The organism is Streptomyces sp. NPDC087906, from assembly GCF_055584925.1.
On sequence record NZ_JBVJLC010000009.1, the window covers coordinates 245,977 to 265,720 of the forward strand.

The window sequence follows — 19,744 nt, forward strand, 5'->3', positions numbered from 1 at the left end:
CAGCTCGCGGGACCCGGGAGGCGCACATGGCGTGGACGTGGCGGTTCGAGAAGTCCGACGGGACGGAGGTGCCGCCGGCCGTCGAGCCGGAGGAGTTCACCACGCAGGGGGACGCCGAGTCCTGGATCGGCGAGGCGTGGAAGGAACTCAAGGAGGGCGGCGCCGACCAGGTGCAGCTCTTCGAGGACAGCAAGAAGATCTACGGCCCGATGAGCCTGCACGCCGAGCAGAGCTGACCCCCGGTACGTGCGCGCGGCCCGCAGCCCTCCGGGGCCGCGGGCCGCGCCGTACGCCGCTCGGCTACATGTCCCCGAGCGTCACCTGGACGGTCTTCACCGAGCCGCCCCGCACGTAGCTGACCTGGACCTTCTGGCCCGGCTTGTCGGACGCGAGCATCTCCGACAGCGAGTCGATCGTCGTCACGCTCCGGCCGCCGAGCTTGGTGATGATGTCCCCCGACTTGATCCCGGCGTTGGCCGCGGCCCCGCCCTTCACCGCCGTCACGACGGCGACCCCCTCGGGCTGGAAGTCGTCGCCGAGCACGGTCCGCCCGGTGATGCCGAGCGCGGCCCGGCCCGAGTTGGTGACCTTGCCGTTCTTGATGATCTGGTCCGCGACGGTCTTCACCATCGAGACGGGGATCGCGAAGCCGATGCCGGGCGCCGCGCTGTTGCCCATCTGCGGGTCGCTCGCCGCGAGCGTCGGGATGCCGATGACCTCGCTGTTGAGATTGACCAGCGCGCCCCCGCTGTTGCCGGGGTTGATCGCGGCCGACGTCTGCACCATGTTGGCGATCGTGGCGCCCGTACCGCCGCCCGAGTCGCTCTCGCTGACGGTCCGTCCGACCGCCGACACGATGCCCTGCGTGACGCTGCTGGAAAGCCCGAGCGGCGAGCCCATCGCGAGGACGATCTGCCCGACGGCGACCTTCGACGAGTCGCCGAACGTGGCGGCCTTCAGCCCGCTGGGCGGGTTCTCCAGCTCGATCACGGCGAGGTCCTGCTGCGGGAAGCTGGAGACCAGCCGGGCCTGGAGCGGCTGCTCCTGGGTGGCGACGGTGACCTTGAAGGTCTTGCCCTTGCCCACCACATGGGCGTTGGTGACGATATGGCCCTTGCCGTCGTAGACGATGCCCGAGCCCAGCGCGTCCCCGGCGTCGATCTGCACGACCGAAGGCAGCGCGTTCTTGATCACGCTCTCGTAGTCGCTCTGCAGGTTGTCGCCGTCCGCGCGCTGCACGGCGGCGGCCTGCGTCGTCGTGTCCGCTTCGGACTCGGCGGAGCCCGCGGCCGGTGCACCGGGGCCGGAGCAGCCGCCGGCCAGCGCCACGGCGCAGACGCCTGCGGTCAGGGGGAGCAGCAGCCGGCGCGTGCGGCCACGGAGAAGAGATACGTCCATGTCCGGAGTATCCCTTTTGCCCATCGGGGTCGGCCTGCGGTGCGCCGCCGATCAGGGGGTACCGAAGATCATCAGAGGGCGCCGGAGATCAAGGAACGGCGGCAAGGGGAGTGGCGGCAAGGGGAGCGGCGGCCCGACACGCGGACCGGCCGGACAGCTCAGCCCCGGACCCCGCACACATGCAGCAGCGCCGCGATCCTGCGGAACGGCTCCGTGCGCCCCGCGCGGTCCTCGGCGGCGAGGAGCTGGCGCAGCTCCTCGCCCTCCGGCGCCGCCGCGTCCCCCGCGCCGTCCGTGAAGACCCGCACCCCGTACCAGGCGTGCAGCGGGGCCGCGATACCGGCGAGCGTCGCCGTCACGTCGTCGAGCCGGTCGGCGCGCACCCGCGCGCCCAGCCGGTCGGTGTACAGATGCGCGTCGAAGGCGGCGAGCGTCGTCGGCCAGTCGCCCGCGAAGCCGGGCCGCAGCGGCAGCGCGTCCGCGTTCCGTACGAGCAGCGACAGCATGCCGCCGGGGGCCAGCATCCTGGCGAGCCCCGCGATCATCGCGTCGGGCTCCTCGACGTACATCAGCACCCCGTGGCACAGCACCACGTCGAAACCGCCGGGCAGGAAGTGCACACCGGTCTCAAGTCCGTCGCCCTCCAGCAGCCGGACCCGCTCACGTATGCCCTCGGGCTCGACCGACAGGGCCGTACGCGCCGTCGACAGCGACTCGGAGTCCGACTCCAGGCCCGTCACCGTGTGTCCCGCACGGGCCAGCCGGAGCGCCTGGACGCCCCGTCCCATCCCGACGTCGAGGATCCGCAGCCGCTGTCCGACCGGGAACCGCCCGGCGATCTGCTCATCGAGCTGCCGGGCGACCAGCTCTTGACGCACGACGTCCCGCAGCTTCCCTGGGAAGCCGGGGACGTCCGCGGTCAGGGTCGCTCTCCGCGCTTGACCTGCGGCTTCGGCAGCCGGAGCCGGCGGACCTGGAGCGTGCGCATCAGGCCGTACGGCACGGCGCCGCGCTTCGGGGTGTCGGGGAAGCGGATCGCGAGCTGCTTCTTCAGCCGGAACCACAGCCCGATCGAGTCGACGACGATCACCACGATCACCACGAGCCACATCAGCAGCGCGATGTTCTGCAGCGAGCCGATCCGCACCATGCTCAGGACGAGGATCACGACCGCGAGCGGCAGGAAGAACTCGGCGGCCGAGTAGCGCGAGTCGACGTAGTCGCGGACGAACTTGCGCACCGGGCCCTTGTCGCGGGCCGGCAGATAGCGCTCGTCGCCGTTGGCGAGAGCCTGCCGCTGCCTGGCCATGTCGGCACGCCGCGCCTCGCGCTGCTGCTTGGTGGCCGTCTTGCGGTCGGTCGGCGCCGTCGAGGCGCGTCGGCGCTGCGACTGCGCCTGGGCGCGCTTGGGGGTCGGGCGGCCCTTCGGGGCCTGCGGGTCACGGGTCTGCTTGGAGAGGTCGATCGACACCTTCGTGCCGGGGACCTTCTCTTCCTTGGCGCGGCTACGGAACACAAAGCCCAAGGGTACGGGGTGCCGTGCATGGACCCCACCCCCGAGGGGAACGATCCCGCAACGGCCTGCGTCCTCAATGACGGAAACAGTCGGAATCAGCCGGAACGGACCGGACACAGGGGGCACGGCGGGGACTTTGCCTCCGCTTCCCCTGACGGTCACCTACTCCCTGCGCCGGACGGCCGGGGGGCCCAGTCGTCCTTGGGGAGGAGCGCATCCGCGCTCGAACAGTGCGGTAATGGATGCAGGCCCCGTACTGTGGGTTCTGTAGGAGTGCTGGAGCTGGAGTCCGTCAGAAGGGGGCGCGCGAAGCCCATGAGCGGTGTCATGAAGCGTATGGGGATGATCTTCCGCGCGAAGGCAAACAAGGCCCTTGACCGGGCCGAGGATCCGCGCGAGACCCTCGATTACTCGTACCAGAAGCAGCTTGAGCTGCTTCAGAAGGTACGCCGCGGCGTCGCCGATGTGGCGACCTCGCGCAAGCGGCTTGAGCTGCAGCTCAACCAGTTGCAGGGGCAGTCGACCAAGCTGGAGGACCAGGGTCGCAAGGCCCTCGCCCTCGGCCGGGAGGACCTGGCGCGCGAGGCGCTGTCCCGCCGCGCCGCGCTCCAGCAGCAGGTGAGTGATCTGGAGACGCAGCACACCACGCTGCAAGGCGAGGAGGAGAAGCTCACCCTCGCGGCGCAGCGCCTCCAGGCCAAGGTCGACGCCTTCCGTACGAAGAAGGAGACGATCAAGGCCACGTACACGGCGGCGCAGGCGCAGACCCGGATCGCCGAATCGTTCTCGGGAATCTCCGAGGAGATGGGCGACGTCGGTCTGGCGATCCAGCGGGCCGAGGACAAGACCGCGCAACTGCAGGCCAGGGCAGGCGCGATCGACGAACTGCTCGCTTCGGGCGCCCTCGACGACCAGTCGGGGCTCGCGAAGGACGACATCGCCACCGAGCTGGACCGGATCTCCGGCGGTTCGGACGTCGAGCTCGAACTTCAGCGGATGAAGGCCGAGCTGGCCGGCGGGTCGCCGCAGCAGGCGATCGAAGGAGGCGCCGCAGGCGCGGCCGGTGAGAAGGACGCGCCGCCGTCCCAGTCGAAGTTCGACAAGAGTTAAGGATTCGTCATGATCGTTCGGATCATGGGGGAGGGCCAGCGGCGGCTGGCGGACAGCCATGTCGCCGAGCTGGACAAGCTCGACGACCTGCTGCTCGCCGAGGTCAGGAACGGCGACGGGGACGGCTTCCGCCGCACCTTCCACGCCCTCCTCGACAAGGTGCGCGAGCTGGGCGAGCCGCTGCCCGACGACTCGCTGGAGCCGTCGGAGCTGATCCTCCCCGCACCGGGCGCGACCCTCGAAGAGGTACGCGAGCTGCTCAGCGACGAAGGGCTGATCCCCTCCGTCTGACGGCGCCCCACTCCTGCACCTCCCGGCATATGACGGCGCCCCGCCCCAGGCGGGGCGCCGTCGTGTTCCCGAGCTGCCGGGTGTTCCCGCCCTGCCGCGTGAGCCGAGCCGCCGGGTGTGCCGGAGCGCACCCCGCCGTTTTCCCGGGTGCGCGAAGCCGACCCCGTACCGTGCATAGATGTGACCTCCCTCGGCATCGCGTACGGAACCGCCTTCGCGCGCACCCGGCACTGGCTGCGCGCGCATCCGCTCGCGCCCGACGGCGCGCTCGCGGTCACCGTGCTCGTCTCCATGGTGATCGGGTCGTTCGCGAACCCGCACCGAGGGCAGGGCGGCCCCACCTTCAGCACGGAGCCGCCCAGCGCGCTCAGCCTGCTGCTGATGGCCGTCGCCGCCGCCGCGCTCGTCCTGCGGCGGCGCGCGCCCCGGCCCGTCCTGCTGTGCACCAGCGCGGTGACGGTGCTGGAACTGGTGACCGGCGATCCGCCCGCGCCCGTCGTGTTCAGCGCCGTCATCGCCCTCTACACCGTCGCCGCGCGCACCGACCGCCCCACCACCTGGCGCATCGGCTTCGCCACCATGGCCGTCCTCACCGCCGTCGCGATGGTCTTCAGCACCGGCCCCTGGTACTCCCAGGAGAATCTGGCGATCTTCGCCTGGACCGGCATGGCGAGCGCGGCGGGCGACGCCGTACGCAGCCGCCGCGCGTTCATCGACGCCATACGGGAACGGGCCGAGCGCGCCGAGCGCACCCGTGAGGAGGAGGCCAGGCGCCGGGTCGCCGAGGAGCGGCTGCGGATCGCCCGCGATCTGCACGACGTCGTCGCCCACCACATCGCCCTGGTCAACGTCCAGGCCGGGGTCGCCGCCCATGTCATGGACAAGCGGCCCGACCAGGCGAAGGAGGCCCTGGCCCACGTACGGGAGGCCAGCAGGTCGGCGCTGAACGAACTGCGCGCCACCGTCGGGCTGCTGCGCCAGTCCGGCGACCCGGAGGCGCCCACCGAACCGGCCCCGGGCCTCGCCCACCTCGAAGGGCTGCTCGACACGTTCCGCAACGCGGGGCTGCCCGTCGAGTACGTGACCGACGGCGACGTGGAGCTGCCCGCCGCCGTCGACCTCGCCGCGTACCGCATCATCCAGGAGGCCCTGACCAACTCGCAGAAGCACGCGGGCCCCGGCGCCAGGGCCGAGGTGAGCGTCGTACGGGTCGGCCCCACCGTGGAGATCACGGTCCTCGACGACGGGGCGGGGACGGCGGAGCCGACCGACGGCGGCGGCCACGGCCTGCTCGGCATGCGCGAGCGCGTCACCGCGCTCGGCGGATCGCTCACCGCGGGACCCCGCTACGGAGGCGGCTTCCGTACGCAGGCGATACTGCCCGTGAAGGCGGAGGGGAAGCCGCGCGCGACAGCCGAGGCGCGGCCCGCCACGGGCACCGGCGGCTGCCGGGCAGGGGAGACCGTATGACGATCAGAGTCCTGCTGGCCGACGACCAGACCCTGCTGCGCAGCGCCTTCCGGGTGCTGGTCGACTCCGAACCCGACATGGAGGTCGTCGGCGAGGCGGCCGACGGCGCCCAGGCCGTCGAACTGGCCCGGTCCGCCGCGCCCGACGTCGTACTGATGGACATCCGGATGCCCGGTACGGACGGTCTTGCGGCGACCCGCATGATCAGCGCCGACCCCGCGCTCGCCGGGGTGCATGTCGTCATGCTGACCACCTTCGAGGTCGACGAGTACGTCGTGCAGTCGCTGCGCGCGGGTGCCTCCGGCTTCCTCGGCAAGGGCGCGGAGCCCGTCGAACTGCTCAACGCCATCCGGATCGCCGCCGCCGGCGACGCCCTGCTGTCGCCCGTCGCGACGAAGGGCCTCATCGCCACCTTCCTCGCACAGGGCGGCACCGACTCGGAGGGGCCTGCCCCGGCCGAGTACACCAAGCGGCTCGCCGCGCTGACCGTGCGCGAGCGCGAGGTGCTGGTGCAGGTGGCGGGCGGCCACTCCAACGACGAGATCGCCGAGCGGCTGCGCGTCAGCCCGCTCACTGTCAAGACCCATGTGAACCGGGCGATGGCAAAGCTTGGCGCCCGAGACCGGGCCCAATTGGTGGTAATCGCCTACGAATCGGGCCTCGTGCGGGCCAGGGTGGAGTAGCACCCCACCCTCCGCGTACTCCATGCGCGGTACTCGCCGCCCCAGGAAATGCGTCTGGCGGGCGACGGATCCGCCGCACCGAATGGCTGATCGTATGTAGGGGGCGACAGGCCCCGCCGACGATCAACCACGAACCACCCGGGCCGCGCCCCACGGCCGTGCCCCACTGCCGCGTACACCACAGAAGAGAGACCCCATGTCCTGGCTGTCCAGATTCAGCCTCGCGCAACGGGCCCTGATCGGGCTGATGTCGATCATCGCGCTCGTCTTCGGCGCGATAGCGATCCCCCAGCTCAAGCAGCAACTGCTGCCCACCATCGATCTGCCCGTGGTCTCGGTGCTCGCCCCGTACCAGGGCGCCTCCCCGGATGTGGTCGAGAAGCAGGTCGTCGAGCCGCTGGAGAACAACCTCAAGGCCGTCGACGGCATCAGCAGCATCACCTCGACGGCCAGCGAGGGCAACGCCGTCGTCATGGCCAGCTTCGACTTCGGCGACGACGGTACGAAGCAGCTCGTCGCCGATGTGCAGCAGGCGGTGAACCGCGCGGGCAACCAGATGCCGGAAGGCGTCGACCCGCAGGTCATCGCGGGCTCCACGGACGACATCCCGACCGTCGTGCTCGCCGTCACCTCCGACAAGGACCAGCAGGCGCTCGCCGACCAGCTCGACCGCTCGGTCGTCCCGGCGCTCCAGGACATCGACGGCGTCGGCCAGGTCACCGTGGACGGTGTGCGCGACCTGCAGATCTCCGTCACGCCCGACGCGAAGAAGCTCGCGCAGGCGGGGCTGAACACCGCGTCGCTCTCGGCCGCCCTCAAGGCCGGCGGTGTGCCCGTCCCCGCCGGTTCGTTCGCCGAGGAAGGCACCAGCCGGACCGTCCAGGTCGGCGGCAGCTACACCTCGCTCCAGCAGATCGAGGACCTGCGGATCCCGCCGCCGGCCGGCCCCGGCGGCGGAGCGGACGCGGGCGGTGCGGCCAAGCCCGTACGGGTCGGCGACATCGCCACCGTCAAGCAGCAGCCGGCCGCAGCGACCTCGCTGACCCGCACCGACGGCAAGCCCAGCCTCGCCGTCAACGTGACGATGGACAACGACGGCAGCGCCGTCGCCATCTCGGACGCGGTCAACGACAAGCTGTCCGACATGCGCAAGGACCTCGGTCCGGGCTCGGAGATCACGGTCGCCAGCGACCAGGGTCCCGCCGTCTCCAAGTCCATCTCGGGGCTGACCACCGAAGGCGCTCTCGGGCTGCTCTTCGCCGTGATCATCATCCTGCTGTTCCTCGCGTCGATCCGCTCGACGCTGGTCACGGCGATCTCCATCCCGCTCTCCGTGGTCCTCGCGCTGATCGTGCTCTGGACCCAGGGCATGTCGCTGAACGTGCTGACGCTCGGCGCGCTGACCATCGCCATCGGCCGGGTCGTGGACGACTCGATCGTGGTGCTGGAGAACATCAAGCGCCATCTGAGCTACGGCGAGGAACGGCACAGCGCCATCATCACCGCGGTCAAGGAGGTGGCGGGCGCCGTCACCTCGTCGACCCTCACCACCGTCGCGGTGTTCCTGCCGATCGGACTCGTCGGCGGCATCGTCGGCGAACTCTTCGGTTCGTTCTCGCTGACCGTGACGGCGGCGCTGCTCGCCTCACTGCTGGTGTCGCTGACCGTCGTGCCCGTCTTCTCGTACTGGTTCCTGCGCCCGCCGAAGTCGGCGCTCGGCGTCAGCCCCGAGGAGGCCCGCAGGGTCGCCGAGGAGAAGGAGTCCCGCGGCCGGCTCCAGCGGATCTACGTACCGGTGCTGCGCTGGGCCACCCGGCGCAGGCTCACCAGCGTGATCATCGCCGTGGTCATCCTGATCGGCACGTTCGGCATCTCGGGTCTCATCAAGACCAACTTCTTCGACCAGAGCGACCAGGACGTCCTGTCGGTCACGCAGAAGCTGCCCGCCGGTACCGACCTGGCGTCGGCCGACGCGGCGGCGAAGAAGGTCGAGAAGGTCCTCGCGGGCCTGGACGAGGTCAAGGACTACCAGGTCACCGTCGGTTCCTCCGGGATCATGGCGGCCTTCGGCGGCGGCACGGGCGCCAACCAGGCGTCCTACCAGGTGACGCTGAAGGACGCTTCGGCGTACGAGAAGACCCAGGACGAGATCGAGAAGGGCCTCGCCAAGCTCGACGGCATCGGTGACACCACCGTCGCCGCCGGCGGCGGCTTCGGCAGCACGGACCTGAGCGTCGTCGTCAAGGCGTCCGAGGCCGACACGCTGAAGAAGGCGTCGGACCAGGTACGGGCGGCCGTCGCGAAGCTGGACGACGTCACGGACGTGCAGAGCGACCTGTCGCAGAGCATCCCGCGTATCTCGGTCACGGCGAACTCCAAGGCGGCCGACGCCGGTTTCGACGACACGACGCTCGGTATGGCCGTCGCCCAGGCGGTCAGCGGTACGAAGTCGGGGCAGGCGATGCTCGGCGACACCGAGCGCGACGTCGTCGTCACCTCCGCCCGGCCGGCCACCACGATCGCCCAGCTCAAGGCCCTGCCGCTGGGCCCGGTGAAGCTCGGCCAGATCGCCGACGTCAAGGTGGTGCCAGGACCGGTCACCATGACCCGGATCGACGGTGCCCGCGCCGCGACGATCACGGCCAGGCCGACCGGTGACAACACCGGCGCCGTCAGCACCGCGCTCCAGTCGAAGATCGACGATCTGAAGCTGCCGGCCGGTGCCACCGCCACCATCGGCGGTGTCTCGCAGGACCAGGACGACGCCTTCGTCAAGCTCGGCCTCGCCATGCTGGCGGCCGTCGCGATCGTCTTCATGCTGCTGGTCGGCACGTTCAGGTCGCTGATCCAGCCGCTGATCCTGCTGGTCTCCATCCCGTTCGCCGCCACCGGCGCGCTGGGCCTGCTGCTCATCACCGGTACGCCGCTGGGTGTGCCCGCGATGATCGGCATGCTGATGCTGATCGGCATCGTGGTGACCAACGCGATCGTGCTGATCGACCTGATCAACCAGTACCGGTCGCAGGGTCTGAGCGTGGTCGACGCGGTGGTCGAGGGCGGCCGGCACCGGCTCCGCCCGATCCTGATGACCGCCCTGGCGACGATCTTCGCGCTTCTCCCGATGGCGCTGGGCGTCACCGGCGAGGGCGGCTTCATCGCCCAGCCGCTGGCGGTCGTGGTGATCGGCGGTCTGGTCACGTCCACGCTGCTGACGCTGCTGCTCGTACCGACGCTGTACGCGATGGTGGAGCTGCGCAAGGAGCGCCGCGCGAAGAAGAAGGCGGCCAAGCGGTCGGCGAAGCAGGACGACACGTCCGCCGAGCCGGACAGGGAGCCCGCGAACGCCTGACCGGCCGTACGGAGGACGTACGGAACGCCCAGGGGCCCCCGCCGGACGGCGGGGGCCCCTGGTGCGTCACGGACGCGCTCTACGGCAGCGCCAGCATCCGCTCCAGCGCGAGCTGCGCGAGATCCGCCGTCTCCTGGTCGACCTGGATCCGGTTGACCTCGTTGCCCTCGGCCAGCGACTCCAGCGTCCACACCAGGTGCGGCAGGTCGATGCGGTTCATGGTGGAGCAGAAGCAGACCGTCTTGTCGAGGAAGACGATCTCCTTGTCCTCGGCGGCGAAACGGTTCGCCAGCCGCTGGACCAGATTCAGCTCCGTACCGATGGCCCACTTGGAACCGGCCGGGGCGTCCTCCAGGGCCTTGATGATGTACTCCGTCGAACCGACGTAGTCGGCGGCCGACACGACCTCGTGCTTGCACTCCGGGTGCACCAGCACATTGACGCCCGGTATCCGCTCGCGCACGTCGTTCACCGAGTCCAGCGAGAAGCGGCCGTGCACGGAGCAGTGGCCGCGCCACAGGATCATCTTCGCGTCCCTGAGCTGCTCGGCGGTCAGCCCGCCGTTCGGCTTGTGCGGGTTGTACAGGACGCAGTCCTCCAGGGACATCCCGAGGTCCCGTACGGCGGTGTTGCGCCCGAGGTGCTGGTCGGGCAGGAACAGCACCTTCTCGCCCTGCTCGAAGGCCCAGTTCAGGGCGCGCTCGGCATTGGACGACGTGCAGATGGTGCCGCCGTGCCTGCCGGTGAACGCCTTGATGTCGGCGGACGAGTTCATGTACGAGACGGGCACGACCTGCTCGGCGATCCCGGCCTCGGTCAGCACGTCCCAGCACTCGGCGACCTGCTCGGCCGTCGCCATGTCGGCCATCGAGCAGCCGGCCGCGAGGTCGGGCAGGACGACCTTCTGGTCGTCGCCGGTGAGGATGTCGGCGGACTCGGCCATGAAGTGCACACCGCAGAAGACGATGTACTCCGCTTCCGGGCGGGCCGCCGCGTCCCTGGCCAGCTTGAAGGAGTCGCCGGTCACGTCGGCGAACTGGATGACCTCGTCGCGCTGGTAGTGGTGGCCCAGGACGAACACCTTGTCCCCGAGCTTCTCCTTGGCGGCGCGTGCGCGCTCCACCAGGCCGGGGTCGGACGGCGACGGCAGATCACCCGGGCACTCGACGCCGCGCTCGCTGCGCGGGTCGGCGTCGCGGCCGAGCAGCAGCAGGGCGAGGGGGGTCGGCCGGACATCGAGATCCTGGCGGGGCTGGGCGGTGGTGGTGGTCACGTCACGCACCCTTTCTTCTCTGCGGAGGAGCCTTTTCGTCTAATTGACGTTATCCATCATATCCCCTTCACGTCACTTTGACGATGCCGATCGCGTCGATGTGACGCATGACGAAGGGCACCTTGCCCCGTGCCGTTCCCCCGCGTGGTGTGCGAGCATGAAGGGGAAGAGAAAGACAAATGCCAGGGCCGGAATGAATCAGCGGCCATGCCGGTTGCACTGTCGGCAAGCAGTCCGAACAACCCGGGAGAGAAGCAGATGTCCGTATCGGACGACACCACAACCGTGAGCGACGGCATCCTCCTGTCCGACGCCGCCGCGGGCAAGGTCAAGACCCTGCTGGACCAGGAAGGCCGGGACGACCTCGCACTGCGCGTCGCCGTTCAGCCCGGTGGCTGCTCCGGTCTGCGCTACCAGTTGTTCTTCGACGAGCGCTCGCTCGACGGCGATGTCGTCAAGGACTTCGGCGGCGTCAAGGTCGTCACCGACCGCATGAGCGCCCCGTACCTGGGCGGCGCCTCGATCGACTTCGTCGACACCATCGAGAAGCAGGGCTTCACGATCGACAACCCGAACGCGACGGGCTCCTGCGCCTGCGGTGACTCCTTCAGCTAGATCTTTTCGGCTGCCGGACAGAGCCGAAGAAGGCGGCGATCCCCTACGGGACCGCCGCCTTTCGCATGCCTGGCGCCTTTTGTACGCGGCTCAGCCGCCGCTGAGCTTCTCGCCCGTCGCGCCGTTCACGACCTGCCGGCCGCCCAGCGGGCGCTCCAGCGTCACCGAGGCCGTCTGCTCCTCGGCCATCGCCACACAGGCCGTCCCCGGGTCCTGGACCGGCTTCACCACCTCGACCCGCACCGCCGTACCGCTCTCGGCGGCGCGCGCCGTGTACGTGCCGCAGACCCCGCCCCAGAACCGCACCGTCAGCTTCCTGCCCTCGGTGCTGTACGAGACGACCTGCTTGCCCAAGGCGTCACCCGCGCTCTTCCCCGGGCCCACGGATGACGGGCCGCCCGGCATCTCCTGGTGCGGCGGCAGCGCCGGTGCCAGGAACTCGGGCGACACCGCCGGCTGGGTGAGCGTGTACGGCAGATTGCCGCCGGGCGACACCTCGAACAGCCAGGACGGTACGAGCACCCGGTGGCCGCCGACGCTCTGCGCCGCGAGACCGAACTCGGCCTTGTCGATCACCACGGCCTCCGGCGGCGCCGACGGCTTCGGGGTGCACGGCGCGGCCGGCTTCTCCGCACCGGTCAGCGGCTCGGGCGTCGCACAGCCGCCGACCCCGCCCCGGCCGGCGCCCGCCGCCGTACCGTTCAGTTGCTCCAGCGCCTCGGCCGCGCTGATCACCGGATAGCTGTCGCCCTTCGCGGGCGCGCTCAGTTGACCGCTGCCGCCGGTCACCGTGCCGTCGGCGCCGATCTGCAGCCCCGTCGACCAGCCGTACGTCGGCACGCCGTCGACCAGCGGATTCGCGTTCACCACCCGGACCGCGCCCATCAACTGGCGTGCGTCCAGGCGGGCGTCGCCCTGACCCGCGGCCTTGAGCACGGGCGCCGCCGCCTTCTTCGCCGCTTCCTCGCTCACCGGGCCGCCGCTGTCGACGCCGCCGTCGACGCCGTCGGCCGTGCCCCCGACGCTGCCCCCGCCGACGCTTCCGCCGCTTGGACAGGCTTTGCCCTTCAGGCAGTTGTCACCGCCGGGCGAGGGCGCGTACCGGCTGAACGTCCAGGTGCCGGGCGCCTGCCGCGCCACCCGCAGCAGCGGCCCCGCACCGTCCTTGTCGGTGCCGACCTGCCAGCCCGTGCCGTCCGCCTGCGGCGGGCCCGACACGCCGAGCGCGCTCGCCAGCCGGGTCACCTCCGCCGCCGTCACGCCCGGCCCCGGCTGGTAGACGTTGGCGGTCTTGGGCCCGGCCGGCAGCTTCCCCCCCGCGCGGTAGACGACCCCGTTCGGATTCGGCTCGCCCGGCGCGATCCCCTCGGGGGCGCTCGGCGCCGGACCCGTCGCCGCCGTCGGCACGGTATAGCCGTCGAGGGCCAGCTTGGGCGGGTGGTGCGCCGCCTTCGCCTCACCGTCCCCTGAGGCGGCGGTCGCCAAGTACGCGCCGCCGCCCGCCGCGATCAGTACCGCTGCCGCGACAGCCCCGACGGCGAGCGGATGCCGCCTCCGCCGCCTGCTGTCGCCTTCGCCGTCTCCCGCGCTGTCGCGGGGCTGTTCCGTACCGGTCACCGCTGCGCTCCTTCGGCCGACTCGCCGTCCTGTGGACACCCCTGGGACGGCGGCGGCCCGCAGCCGGTTCCCCAGGACCGGCGCTCAGCGCGATCTCACTCGCCGTACTGCGCCGTTCCGGCGATCAGCAGCGCCGAACCGGCCGGCACCGTGATCCCCCGGATATGGGAAGGCGGCACAGGGGCTGCGGCCGATGGGGCGGGCGCCAGCCAGTGCGGCGCCATCCGCGCGCAGTCCCCGCGCAACTGCGCCAGGCTGATCTCGGCCTCGGGCCCGCCGACCGCCGTACCGTTCTCGGAAAGCACGCTGTGGTTTGCCATACGTCCACGGTAGGCAGGCTCCGTCAGCCGGACAAACCCCTACCATCCGGTAGTTTCCTCTCCACCGGCCGTCGGGTCCGCCGGCCGACGGGACGACGCCGAGCGGACCGGCCGCCCGTGCGACCCGGTAGCGTGAACTGTCAACCGTTCTCCGCCCCAGGAGCGTTCACGCCGTGCGAATCGCAGTCTCCGGCTCCATCGCCACTGACCATCTGATGACCTTCCCGGGCCGCTTCGCCGACCAACTGGTCGCCGAACAGCTCCACACGGTCTCCCTGTCCTTCCTGGTCGACAACCTCGACGTGCGCAGGGGCGGTGTCGGGGCCAACATCTGCTTCGGCATGGGCCAACTGGGCACCCGCCCGATCCTGGTCGGCGCGGCCGGCTCGGACTTCGACGAGTACCGGGCCTGGCTCGACCGGCACGGCGTCGACACCGGTTCCGTGCGTATCTCCGAGGTCCTGCACACGGCCCGCTTCGTCTGTACGACGGACGCCGACCACAACCAGATCGGCTCCTTCTACACGGGCGCCATGAGCGAGGCCCGGCAGATCGAGCTGAAGAAGATCGCCGACCGCGTCGGCGGCCTCGACCTGGTGCTGATCGGCGCCGACGACCCCGAGGCGATGCTCCGCCACACCGAGGAGTGCCGCACCCGGGGCATCCCGTTCGCCGCCGACTTCTCCCAGCAGATCGCGCGGATGGAGGGCGACGACATCCGCGTCCTGCTGGACGGCGCCGCGTACCTCTTCTCCAACGAGTACGAGAAGGGGCTCATCGAGTCCAAGACCGGCTGGACGGACGCCGAGATCCTCGGCAGGGTCGGCCACCGCGTCACCACCCTCGGCAAGAACGGCGTCCGCATCGAGCGCGTCGGCGAGGAGCCGATCGAGGTCGGCTGCGCGCTGGAGGAGACCAAGGCCGACCCGACCGGCGTCGGCGACGCCTTCCGCGCCGGCTTCCTCTCCGGGCTCGCCTGGGGCGTCAGCCTGGAGCGCGCGGCGCAGGTCGGCTGCATGCTCGCGACCCTGGTGATCGAGACGGTCGGCACGCAGGAGTACACCCTGGCGAGGACGCACTTCATCGAGCGCTTCACCAAGGCGTACGGCCACGACGCGGCCACCGAGGTCCAGGCCCACCTGGCCTGACCCGCCGCCGTACCACCCGTACGAAGCCGGCCGTACGAAGCCGGCCGTACGACGCCACCTGTACGAGGCCGCTCGTACGACGCCACGCGGCTACGACACCCGGCGGACCACATACGCGACACCGTGGTCCGCCGGCTGCTCGCCCACGTACTCCTGGCCGCGCATCTCGCACCACGCGGGGATGTCGAGCCGCGCCGCCTCGTCGTCCGCGAGGACCGTCACCGTCCCGCCGACCGGCACGTCACCGATCACCTTCGCCAGCTCGATCACCGGGATCGGGCAGCGCCTGCCGACCGCGTCGACCAGCAGCGACCCCGCGCCCGCCGGCTTCGCGCCGACCCGCGTCACCGGAGCGCCCAGCCGGGCCCGTACCGACGCCACGGCAGCCGGCAGCACGCCGAGGAACCGCTCGACGTCCGCCGCGGGGGTGCCGAGCGGCAGCGAGACCCGGACGTTCCCCTCCGACAGCACGCCCATCGCCTTCAGCACATGGCTCGGGGTCAGCGTGCTGCTCGTGCACGACGAGCCCGACGACACGGAGAAGTCCGCCCGGTCCAGCTCGTGCAGCAGCGCCTCCCCGTCGACGTAGAGGCACGAGAACGTGACGAGATGCGGGAGCCGGTGCGCCGGATCACCCACCACCTCGACATCGGGGACGAGTTCGGGCACCCGGGCCCTGATCAGCTCCACCAGCCCCCGCAGCCGCGCCGCCTCACCGGCCGCCTCGTCCCGTACCGCGCGCAGCGACGCCACGGCCGCCACGATCGCCGGGATGTTCTGGAAACCCGGCGTACGCCCCGACTCCCGCTCGTCGGCGGGGCCTTGGGGCGCGAACCTGACCCCCTTGCGTACGGCGAGCAGCCCGACCCCGGGCGGACCGCCCCATTTGTGGGCACTCGCCGCCAGCAGCGACCAGGCGCCGTCCACCGGCCCCCAGCCCAGCGACTGCGCCGCGTCCACCAGCAGCGGCACCGACCTGCTCCGGCACACCTCGGCGACCTCGGCCACCGGCTGCTCCGTACCCACCTCGTGGTTGGCGGACTGCAGGGCGGCCAGCGCGGTCCCCGTGCCGAGCGCCTCGGCGTACGCGCCGGGCGACACGGCCCCGTACCGGTCGACCGGCACCTCCGTCACCGTGCCGCCGGTCGCCGCCTCGTGGGCGGCGGCGCTGTTCAGCACCGAGGAGTGCTCCACCGCCGAGACGACCACATGGCGTCCGACACGCCGACGGCCGGAAAGAGCCCCGGACATCCCGGCGTGCACCGCGTGCGTGCCCGAAGGAGTGAAGACGAGTTCGTCGGGACGGCATCCCACGGCGTCGGCCGCCGCCTCCCTGGCCGCGTCCAGGAGCAGCGCGGCCCGGCGGCCCTCCCGGTAGAGCCGGGCGGGATCCGCCCAACCCTCGTCCAGGGACGCCTGGAGGGCCTGGCGGGCGACGGGATGCAGCGGGGCGGCGGAGGCTGAGTCGAAGTACGGCACCGCGCCACGCTAACCCCGCACGCGAAGTGAGCGTCAGAAGTGGCCCGGATGCTGGCATTCCACCCCTTCGGGGTGTCGGACGGCGCGTTGGGCACCCTCCCCGCGCGACCCCAAATTGCGTCCAGTAGGGTTTGGTCCGCATAAACATCCAAACCCCTGCCCGCGTCAGGGCCGGCGACCGACCGAGACGGCCGCAGCCGGCCGCGCGGGCGAGACTCTCGGGAAGGCGCTACGTGAGTCCCAACGGCTCCGACCGCTCGTCGCGGCGCCCGATGCGGCGGAAGCTGCCGCAGGTGCTGACTGCGGGCCTGATCCTGGTAACCGCAACCGGTTGCACATACAAGGACTTCCCCCGCCTGGGTATGCCCACCCCGGTGACGGAAGAGGCCCCTCGGATCCTCTCCCTCTGGCAGGGCTCGTGGGCGGCAGCGCTCGTCACGGGCGTCCTGGTATGGGGTCTGATCCTGTGGAGCGTCATCTTCCACCGGCGCAGCCGCACGAAGATTGAGGTCCCCCCACAGACCCGGTACAACGTCCCCATCGAGACGCTGTACACCGTGGTCCCGCTCATCATCGTCTCGGTGTTCTTCTACTTCACCGCGCGTGACGAGTCGAAGCTCCTCGAACTCTCTCCCAAGCCGGTCCACACGGTGAACGTGGTCGGCTACCAGTGGAGCTGGGGCTTCAACTACATCGAGAACGTGGACGGCAGCGCCTCGACGGGGACGAAGATCCCCAGCCAGCTCGACGCGATTCCCGCCCGGTTCACGAAGGCGTTCCCCAAGGGCGCCGAAGGCGTCTACGACGCGGGTGTCCCCGGCGAGAAGAACCCGCAGACCGGCAACCCCGGTCCGACGCTGTGGCTGGCCAAGGGCGAGAAGGTCCGGTTCATCCTGACCTCGCGCGACGTCATCCACGACTTCTGGGTGGTGCCGTTCCTGATGAAGCAGGACGTCATCCCGGGGCACGCCAACTCCTTCGAGGTGACGCCGAACCAGGAAGGCACCTTCCTCGGCAAGTGCGCCGAACTCTGCGGTGTCGACCACTCGCGCATGCTGTTCAACGTGAAGGTCGTCTCTCCTGAGCGCTACCAGCAGCACCTGAAGGACCTGGCCAAGAAGGGTCAGAACGGCTACATCCCCGCCGGTATCCCGCAGACGGCCCCGGCCAGGAACGCGGAGGACAAGAAACTGTGAGCATCCTCAACGAACCCAAGGGTGCCGCGCCGGCTGATCCCTACCCGGACGAGCTACCGGTCCGGCGCAAGCAGCCGGGAACCATCGTGGTGAACTGGCTGACGACGACCGATCACAAGACGATCGGGACGATGTACCTCATCACGTCGTTCGCGTTCTTCTGCATCGGCGGCATCATGGCGCTCTTCATGCGCGCCGAACTCGCCCGTCCCGGCACGCAGATCATGTCGAACGAGCAGTTCAACCAGGCGTTCACGATGCACGGCACGATCATGCTGCTGATGTTCGCGACGCCGCTGTTCGCCGGCTTCGCGAACTGGATCATGCCGCTGCAGATCGGCGCGCCCGACGTGGCGTTCCCGCGGCTGAACATGTTCGCCTACTGGCTCTACCTGTTCGGCTCGACGATCGCCGTGGGTGGCTTCCTCACCCCGCAGGGCGCCGCCGACTTCGGTTGGTTCGCCTACTCGCCGCTGTCGGACGCGGTCCGCTCGCCCGGCATCGGCGCCGACATGTGGATCATGGGTCTGGCCTTCTCCGGCTTCGGCACGATCCTCGGCTCGGTCAACTTCATCACCACGATCATCTGCATGCGCGCGCCCGGCATGACGATGTTCCGGATGCCGATCTTCACCTGGAACGTGCTGCTCACCGGCGTTCTCGTCCTGCTGGCCTTCCCGGTGCTCGCCGCCGCGCTCTTCGCCCTGGAGGCCGACCGGAAATTCGGGGCGCATGTGTTCGACGCCGCCAACGGCGGCGCCTTGCTCTGGCAACACCTCTTCTGGTTCTTCGGCCATCCAGAGGTGTACATCATCGCCTTGCCCTTCTTCGGGATCATCTCCGAGGTGATCCCTGTCTTCAGCCGCAAGCCGATGTTCGGCTACATCGGTCTGGTCGCCGCGACGATCTCCATCGCGGGCCTGTCCGTGACGGTGTGGGCGCACCACATGTACGTCACCGGCGGTGTGCTGCTGCCGTTCTTCTCCTTCATGACGTTCCTCATCGCGGTACCGACCGGGGTGAAGTTCTTCAACTGGATCGGCACGATGTGGAAGGGCTCGCTGTCCTTCGAGACACCGATGCTGTGGACGGTCGGGTTCCTGGTCACCTTCGTCTTCGGCGGTCTGACCGGGGTCATCCTGGCGTCGCCGCCGATCGACTTCCACGTGTCCGACTCGTACTTCGTCGTCGCGCACTTCCACTACGTCGTCTTCGGCACGGTGGTGTTCGCGATGTTCGCCGGATTCCACTTCTGGTGGCCGAAGTTCACCGGCAAGATGCTCGACGAACGGCTCGGCAAGATCACCTTCTGGACGCTGTTCATCGGCTTCCACGGGACCTTCCTCGTCCAGCACTGGCTGGGCGCCGAAGGCATGCCGCGCCGGTACGCCGACTACCTGGCGGCCGACGGGTTCACCGCGCTGAACACCATCTCCACGATCAGCTCGTTCCTGCTCGGCCTGTCGATCCTGCCCTTCCTGTACAACGTCTGGAAGACGGCGAAGTACGGCAAGAAGGTCGAGGTCGACGACCCGTGGGGGTACGGCCGTTCGCTGGAGTGGGCGACGTCCTGCCCGCCGCCGCGGCACAACTTCATCACGCTGCCGCGTATCCGGTCCGAATCGCCGGCCTTCGACCTGCACCACCCGGAGATCGCCGCTCTCGACCAGCTCGAGAACGTCGGTCACGGCGGCACGGACCCCGCCCTCACCGGTAGCAAGGAGGCCAGCAAGTGAAGATCCAAGGCAGGCTGTTCCTCTGGCTCGGCTTCTTCATCCTGGCCGTCGCCATCGTCTACGGCTACTGGTCCAAGGAAGCGGCCGGCACGACGGCGCTCTTCCTGGCCTTCGCGCTCGCCATCATGATCGGCTTCTACCTGTCCTTCACGGCCCGGCGGATGGACTCGCTGGCCCAGGACGACAAGGAAGCCGACGTCGCCGACGAGGCCGGCGAGGTGGGGTTCTTCTCCCCGCACAGTTGGCAGCCGTTCTCGCTGGCCATCGGTGGCGCTCTGGCGTTCCTCGGCGTGGCCATCGGCTGGTGGCTGCTCTACTTCTCGGCGCCGCTGATCGTCGTCGGTCTGTGGGGCTGGGTCTTCGAGTACTACCGCGGCGAGAACCAGAACCAGTGACCGCCCGGCGGTAGTGCCCCTCTCGGCAAGCTTTGCCCTGTCGGGCAAACATTGCCGGTCACGGCACTAGCACATCCGAAAAAGCGACAGGGCCCCGACACTCCGGCCGGAGTGCCGGGGCCCCCCGTTTGCCACACTCATCGTGCTG

18 protein-coding genes are annotated in these 19,744 nt (G+C 70.1%); 11 read left to right on the forward strand and 7 right to left on the reverse strand.

The window, feature by feature from the left end; all coding sequences use genetic code 11:
* The first annotated feature begins 26 nt into the window (after positions 1 to 26).
* Positions 27 to 236, forward strand: a complete 210-nt coding sequence (locus ACZ63I_RS25615) for a hypothetical protein (RefSeq protein ID WP_469341334.1) — start codon at positions 27 to 29, stop codon at positions 234 to 236.
* A gap of 64 nt (positions 237 to 300) precedes the next feature.
* Here the strand turns inward: ACZ63I_RS25615 and ACZ63I_RS25620 are convergent, their stop codons facing one another.
* The 3 genes from ACZ63I_RS25620 to ACZ63I_RS25630 form a co-directional block, all read right to left on the reverse strand.
* Positions 301 to 1,398 carry a S1C family serine protease gene (locus ACZ63I_RS25620; protein WP_469341335.1) on the reverse strand — a complete coding sequence of 366 codons (1,098 nt, stop codon included), beginning with the start codon at positions 1,396 to 1,398 and terminating at the stop codon, positions 301 to 303.
* 158 nt (positions 1,399 to 1,556) lie between these two features.
* Positions 1,557 to 2,276, reverse strand: coding sequence for a class I SAM-dependent methyltransferase (locus tag ACZ63I_RS25625; RefSeq protein ID WP_469341336.1), 720 nt, complete (start codon positions 2,274 to 2,276; stop codon positions 1,557 to 1,559).
* Between the two features lie 41 nt (positions 2,277 to 2,317).
* A complete protein-coding gene (locus ACZ63I_RS25630) occupies positions 2,318 to 2,914 on the reverse strand; it encodes a DUF3043 domain-containing protein (RefSeq protein WP_041990559.1) in 597 nt (198 codons plus the stop codon).
* 315 nt (positions 2,915 to 3,229) lie between these two features.
* Between ACZ63I_RS25630 and ACZ63I_RS25635 the strand changes: the two genes are divergently transcribed.
* The 5 genes from ACZ63I_RS25635 to ACZ63I_RS25655 all read left to right on the forward strand — a co-directional run bounded on the left by ACZ63I_RS25635 (position 3,230) and on the right by ACZ63I_RS25655 (position 9,817).
* Entirely contained in the window at positions 3,230 to 4,024 is a 795-nt protein-coding gene (locus ACZ63I_RS25635) for a PspA/IM30 family protein (RefSeq protein ID WP_198533305.1), read from the forward strand.
* A gap of 9 nt (positions 4,025 to 4,033) precedes the next feature.
* Entirely contained in the window at positions 4,034 to 4,315 is a 282-nt protein-coding gene (pspAA, locus tag ACZ63I_RS25640) for a PspA-associated protein PspAA (protein WP_469341337.1), read from the forward strand.
* A 180-nt stretch (positions 4,316 to 4,495) separates the two neighbouring features.
* Positions 4,496 to 5,785: a sensor histidine kinase gene (locus ACZ63I_RS25645; RefSeq protein WP_469341338.1), complete on the forward strand. Its 1,290-nt coding sequence runs from the start codon at positions 4,496 to 4,498 to the stop codon at positions 5,783 to 5,785.
* A complete protein-coding gene (locus ACZ63I_RS25650) occupies positions 5,782 to 6,468 on the forward strand; it encodes a response regulator (protein WP_469341339.1) in 687 nt (228 codons plus the stop codon). The genes ACZ63I_RS25645 and ACZ63I_RS25650 overlap by 4 nt, the downstream gene beginning before the upstream one ends.
* A 196-nt stretch (positions 6,469 to 6,664) precedes the next feature.
* Positions 6,665 to 9,817: an efflux RND transporter permease subunit gene (locus ACZ63I_RS25655; RefSeq protein ID WP_469341340.1), complete on the forward strand. Its 3,153-nt coding sequence runs from the start codon at positions 6,665 to 6,667 to the stop codon at positions 9,815 to 9,817.
* A 79-nt stretch (positions 9,818 to 9,896) separates the two neighbouring features.
* Here the strand turns inward: ACZ63I_RS25655 and nadA are convergent, their stop codons facing one another.
* A complete protein-coding gene (gene nadA / locus ACZ63I_RS25660; protein ID WP_469341341.1) occupies positions 9,897 to 11,099 on the reverse strand; it encodes a quinolinate synthase NadA in 1,203 nt (400 codons plus the stop codon).
* Between the two features lie 249 nt (positions 11,100 to 11,348).
* On the opposite strand from nadA, the gene ACZ63I_RS25665 reads away from it, so the two are divergent.
* A complete protein-coding gene (locus tag ACZ63I_RS25665) occupies positions 11,349 to 11,705 on the forward strand; it encodes a HesB/IscA family protein (RefSeq protein ID WP_041996613.1) in 357 nt (118 codons plus the stop codon).
* 90 nt (positions 11,706 to 11,795) lie between these two features.
* Here ACZ63I_RS25665 and ACZ63I_RS25670 read toward each other — a convergent pair whose 3' ends face one another.
* A complete protein-coding gene (locus ACZ63I_RS25670; RefSeq protein WP_469341342.1) occupies positions 11,796 to 13,322 on the reverse strand; it encodes a hypothetical protein in 1,527 nt (508 codons plus the stop codon).
* 95 nt (positions 13,323 to 13,417) lie between these two features.
* Positions 13,418 to 13,642: a hypothetical protein gene (locus ACZ63I_RS25675; protein ID WP_469341343.1), complete on the reverse strand. Its 225-nt coding sequence runs from the start codon at positions 13,640 to 13,642 to the stop codon at positions 13,418 to 13,420.
* 173 nt (positions 13,643 to 13,815) lie between these two features.
* On the opposite strand from ACZ63I_RS25675, the gene ACZ63I_RS25680 reads away from it, so the two are divergent.
* Positions 13,816 to 14,790 (forward strand): carbohydrate kinase family protein, encoded by a 975-nt coding sequence (locus tag ACZ63I_RS25680; RefSeq protein ID WP_469341344.1) that lies wholly within the window; start codon positions 13,816 to 13,818, stop codon positions 14,788 to 14,790.
* A gap of 90 nt (positions 14,791 to 14,880) precedes the next feature.
* On the opposite strand, the gene ACZ63I_RS25685 is transcribed toward ACZ63I_RS25680, so the two are convergent.
* The gene (locus ACZ63I_RS25685; RefSeq protein ID WP_469341345.1) at positions 14,881 to 16,269 is read right to left on the reverse strand and encodes an aminotransferase class V-fold PLP-dependent enzyme; all 1,389 of its coding nucleotides are present in this window, start codon (positions 16,267 to 16,269) and stop codon (positions 14,881 to 14,883) included.
* A 233-nt stretch (positions 16,270 to 16,502) separates the two neighbouring features.
* On the opposite strand from ACZ63I_RS25685, the gene ctaC reads away from it, so the two are divergent.
* The 3 genes from ctaC to ACZ63I_RS25700 are packed head-to-tail and all read left to right on the forward strand — an operon-like array spanning position 16,503 to position 19,596.
* Positions 16,503 to 17,465 carry an aa3-type cytochrome oxidase subunit II gene (ctaC, locus tag ACZ63I_RS25690; protein WP_469341346.1) on the forward strand — a complete coding sequence of 321 codons (963 nt, stop codon included), beginning with the start codon at positions 16,503 to 16,505 and terminating at the stop codon, positions 17,463 to 17,465.
* Positions 17,462 to 19,201, forward strand: a complete 1,740-nt coding sequence (ctaD, locus tag ACZ63I_RS25695) for an aa3-type cytochrome oxidase subunit I (RefSeq protein WP_469341347.1) — start codon at positions 17,462 to 17,464, stop codon at positions 19,199 to 19,201. The genes ctaC and ctaD overlap by 4 nt, the downstream gene beginning before the upstream one ends.
* Complete coding sequence (locus ACZ63I_RS25700; RefSeq protein WP_469341348.1) at positions 19,198 to 19,596, forward strand: cytochrome c oxidase subunit 4; 399 nt, start codon at positions 19,198 to 19,200, stop codon at positions 19,594 to 19,596. The genes ctaD and ACZ63I_RS25700 overlap by 4 nt, the downstream gene beginning before the upstream one ends.
* Positions 19,597 to 19,744: the final 148 nt, after the last annotated feature.